Origin of the sequence: Adonisia turfae CCMR0081 (assembly GCF_011009555.1) — a bacterium.
Lineage (GTDB): Bacteria > Cyanobacteriota > Cyanobacteriia > Phormidesmidales > Phormidesmidaceae > Leptothoe > Leptothoe turfae.
Genome location: NZ_QXHD01000004.1, coordinates 147,340 through 150,796, shown reverse-complemented (window position 1 = coordinate 150,796; position 3,457 = coordinate 147,340). Strand labels below are relative to the sequence as shown.

General features: G+C 53.7%; 3 protein-coding genes. All 3 read right to left on the bottom strand.

What is annotated here, in order from left to right:
• Window positions 1–158: 158 nt before the first annotated feature.
• Complete coding sequence (locus tag DXZ20_RS04915; RefSeq protein ID WP_163696792.1) at window positions 159–1,466, bottom strand: tetratricopeptide repeat protein; 1,308 nt, start codon at window positions 1,464–1,466, stop codon at window positions 159–161.
• 11 nt (window positions 1,467–1,477) lie between these two features.
• Window positions 1,478–2,818, bottom strand: a complete 1,341-nt coding sequence (locus tag DXZ20_RS04910; protein ID WP_163696790.1) for a tetratricopeptide repeat protein — start codon at window positions 2,816–2,818, stop codon at window positions 1,478–1,480.
• Window positions 2,819–2,849: 31 nt separating this feature from the next.
• A partial coding sequence (locus tag DXZ20_RS04905; RefSeq protein WP_250565624.1) for a transglycosylase domain-containing protein occupies window positions 2,850–3,457 on the bottom strand: 608 nt, incomplete at its 5' end.

The following is a 3,457-nucleotide window of genomic DNA, read 5'->3' as shown; positions in this document are numbered from 1 at the left end:
CTATCGGATAGGGGCACGCTGTGCACAACTCGATTGCTAGCTCCAGGACACAGACACCTGTTCTTAAGTCGGAATTTGGAATTGCTGAGACCCATCTGACTAAGGCACCTCCCCTTTGCAGGGGGAGAAACAATTTCATAACAAAAATATACAAGCCCCTACCCCCCATCCAACCCCGCCAACCAAACCTCAATAGTCTCCAACCATCCCTCATCCATTTCCAGCGCCCTATACAACACCTGCGCCGCCACCAACCGCTGCCGCACCAACGCCTCATCCTGCTGCATTGCCGCCACCTTAGCCAACCCAACCCAGCCCTCAGCCCGCGTCCTCACCCCACCACTTTCATCCGCCAGTGCCACCGCCGCACCATAGTGCGTCTCCGCCAACCCAGGTAGTCCTACCCGCAAATAACTCTCCGCTAATAACCGATGCATCTCTGCCGAAGCGCCGCCCGCTTCCACTACCGGTCGCAGCGTGGCAATCACCTCCCAAAACAGTCCCTGCTCCAGATGCACATAGGCCATTAGCAACACATCGCCATCCGTCAGACTAGCAGTAGCAACACTAACCTCTTCCTGTTTCTCTACTGCCAGTGCCTGAAACGCCACACTGTAGTGCAACTCAGTCCCAGCCATCACCTGAAACCGATACCGCTCCCCCGGCTCAAATTCAGGGCCGTCATACACCAGATTGTTGCCTAACACTGTCGATTCCCACACCACCGTTTCCACCAACTCCGGTGGCGCAAAGGTAAACGCATCCTCCGATTCCGGCTGCACATACTCCTGCTGTAATAGCTGCACCTGATATTCATCCACACCTACCAAGCCAGGCCAATAAAACCCTGGCACCGTGTCTAAAACCTGTGGCTTATAGGGAAACTGACCAGCCAGCAACTGCAACAAATCATTGTCATTACGCGGATCCGTCGACCGGGCCAAATCCGGACAAATCACCCGCATGCCCGAACGTCGTCCTGCCGTTGCCCGTCGCCTGGCTCCACTGGGGCACTGCACCCGCACCCGTGTTTTGCGATTGGGAATAATTAACGCATCCCCTGGATTTAGCTGTGTTCCTACTCTTCCTTGCACATAGCCAGAACTGCCTCGACGCTGTACCTGAACGGTTCCTCGCTGAATGCTAACAATGCGGGCAGAGGCTAGAGCCGCTGTTGGAAAGAATCCTTGTAGTATAAGTAGAAAGGCGAGAATACCGAGGTTGCGGTAATGGAGAAGAGTGGGTTGGTTAGGTATTTTGTTATATGGTGAGGGTTTGGGGGCCTGAACACCCTCTGCCTCACCACCAGCCGCTACTGACCTCCCCTTTAGAAGGGGAGGTGCCGCAGGCGGAGGGGTCCCGACCAATGGCGCAAGTATCGAAGACCCCTCCCTGACGGTTCCCCTTGCCAAGGGGAACCAGGTATCACCCAGACTCTTCAGTCGGTCGATTACTTCCTTCCGCATCTCCCTACCCGTCATTCACCCGTCTCTTCTACATCCTCAGCCTGTAGTCTCTGCTCATAAATCCCTAACCAGGTATCTTCGTCAGGGTAGCCCGGATTCGCCTCGCCCACACAGGTTTGCCAAAACCCATCCGCTTCATCCGGCAGTTCTTGAGCATCCAACACCTGGGCCATCAGGCAATATGCAGCTCCGCGATGCAGCTCTTCTTCTGAACCTGGAGGCAGGGACTCAACCCAAGGAATCAGCTCTTCCTCTAAAACCAGAATTGCGTCATCCAGGTTTGTTTCAGCATCTAAATAGCGTTCCTGCCCTAATCGAGCCCAGCCCAGATTCTTCAGCAGCCTGTACTTTACCTTCGCAAACTCCAGGTTTGGTTCTGCCGCATCTTTTAGGACTTCTTCAGTTCCTCTCCACAAAAAATCAACCGCCGCCCGATAATCTTCTTGCAAAATGTATAGCCTACCTAAGTTGTTATTCGCCTCTAACCAGGTTTGCAACTCAACAACCTCAGGACCTCTCTCTACTACAAACTGATACGCCTCAATTGCATCCCCTTGCTGTTGTAAATCTTCATACAACACCCCCAGGTTGTAGTATGCCTCTCCATAGTCAGGATTCAGGTTAAGGGCCACCTGATAGTTTTGCAAGGCACTGGCCAAGCGATCCGCCTCGTAATCGTTGATGCCCCAGCTGTTATACCAGGTGGCAAACAATGGCATTGATCCATGGATGCCTGCCACTGCCAAAAACACACCGCCCGCTGCCCCACAGCTCCATTCCTGCCAGTGGTACTCAGGCACACCACGCCGCTTCAAAATTTGCTCCCAAGCCTTGCGTCCGGAGTCTGTCAGCGCCCCTTTTCCTACAATCAGTGTCAACACACTTTGGGCTGCCACGGCTAATGTCCCTGCCGATGCAATGCCGCCACTCCAAAACCGCGATGCCGTATTCAAAATCAAACTGGCTGATACGGTTAAAAAAACAATCGACAGACCATTCCAAAGCCAATCGTAACGATTTTGCTGTTTAGCATCCTTCGTGGTTGGATACCACCACCATGCATCTGACTGTGGCTGATAGAGCTCTCGCCATCGTCCCAGGTCTGACGCTTTACTAAAGGAATTTTCGTGGGTTTGTAGCTGGGCATCCAACTGATCTAGATGTACCAAATTTGGAGCATTGAGGGTGCCATCTTTTAATAAGCTTTGGATGCGATCGCGCACCAACAACGTTTCCAAAATCACCTGGGGGGCATAGCCAGACGGCTCTAAAGCAGCAATGACCTGTTCATATTGCTTGAGCAAGCCATGCAGCGACTCACCTGCCTCGGTAACGTTATCCCCATCAAACATATGTCAGCCTATGCTCTCGTTTTTGCCCACCCTACGGACGAATGAACTCTGACGGACGACGGAAGTTCTGAACCGGCTCATTGCGCAACGCTTGGACCATATAATCTCGCCAGATGGGAGCTGCATAGCTGCCGCCCGTTGCCCCTCGGCCCATGGGGCTATTGTTATCGTTACCAACCCATATCGCCACTGCTAGCTGAGGCACATAGCCCACAAACCAGACATCTTTTTGGGAGTCAGTGGTGCCCGTTTTACCCGCCGCAGGTCGACCAATGCGAGCATTGGTGGCCGTGCCTCGCTCAAGGACGCCGCGCAACACATCCGTGAGGGCCGCTGTTGCCCAAGGATCCAGCACCAGCTGGGGTTTAGGCGTGTTGTCAAGTAGCACATTGCCATCACTGTCGGTTACCTGGGCAATCAGGGTTGGGTCAGAGTGCCAACCATTATTGGCAAAGGTGGCATAGGCTCCAGCCATTTCCATGGGGGTTAAACCTGCTGACCCCAGGGGCAAAGAAATCACCGGATCCATGGGGCTCTCAATGCCCAGGGTACGGGTTACGTCAATCACCCGCGAGATGCCCACAGCCTGTCCCAGTTTTACGGCGGGAATATTACGGGACAGCTCTAATGCACGCCGAA

What these genes read in the sequence shown, in the direction of transcription:
- DXZ20_RS04915 (WP_163696792.1), bottom strand. Translation starts at nt 1,466, where the DNA reads ATGCGGAAGGAAGTAATCGACCGACTGAAGAGTCTGGGTGATACCTGG.
- DXZ20_RS04910 (WP_163696790.1), bottom strand. Translation starts at nt 2,818, where the DNA reads ATGTTTGATGGGGATAACGTTACCGAGGCAGGTGAGTCGCTGCATGGC.